Source organism: Paraburkholderia sp. BCC1884 (genome assembly GCF_900996225.1).
Classification (GTDB): domain Bacteria; phylum Pseudomonadota; class Gammaproteobacteria; order Burkholderiales; family Burkholderiaceae; genus Paraburkholderia.
Window position 1 is genome coordinate 1 of the sequence record NZ_CAAJGL010000148.1, and the last position, 485, is coordinate 485.

Consider the following 485-nt stretch of genomic DNA (forward strand, 5'->3'; position numbering starts at 1 on the left):
CCGTGGCGAGATAGGTCGGAAACCAGGTGAGGAAGAACACCAGGGTCGAGTTGCCGGCGAACTGGCCCAGGCAGATGCCGGCCAGTTGGCGCTTCCTCAGCATCCTGCCGGCCATCGCCCAGCTGAACTTCGACTGCCCCGGCTTGTTCGCCTTCGCCTCGCCGTCGATCAGGCCGCCGCCCTCGGCGATATAGGCCAGCTCGGCCGCGTTGGCCGCCGGATGGTCGCGCGGCTCGCGATACAGGCGCAGCCAGGCCAGGCCGAACAGGATGCCGACCGCGCCCACCACCCAGAACAGCGAACGCCAGCCGAACGCCCCCATCAGCGCGAACAGCACCGGGCTCAGGAAGGCCAGCCCGATGTATTCGCCGACCGTGTAGGTGCCGGTGGCCATCGCGCGTTCCTTCTGCGGGAACCAGGTGGCGACCACCCGGCTATTGGTCGGGAAGCACGGCGCCTCGCTGAGGCCCAGGCCGAGGCGGCAG

Annotated in this window: 1 protein-coding gene; it reads right to left on the reverse strand. The window is 69.3% G+C overall.

Annotated features, from left to right (window positions below; genetic code table 11):
* Positions 1–485, reverse strand: a 485-nt coding sequence (locus FQ705_RS32525; RefSeq protein ID WP_144148947.1) for an MFS transporter, incomplete at both ends; no start/stop codon positions are given.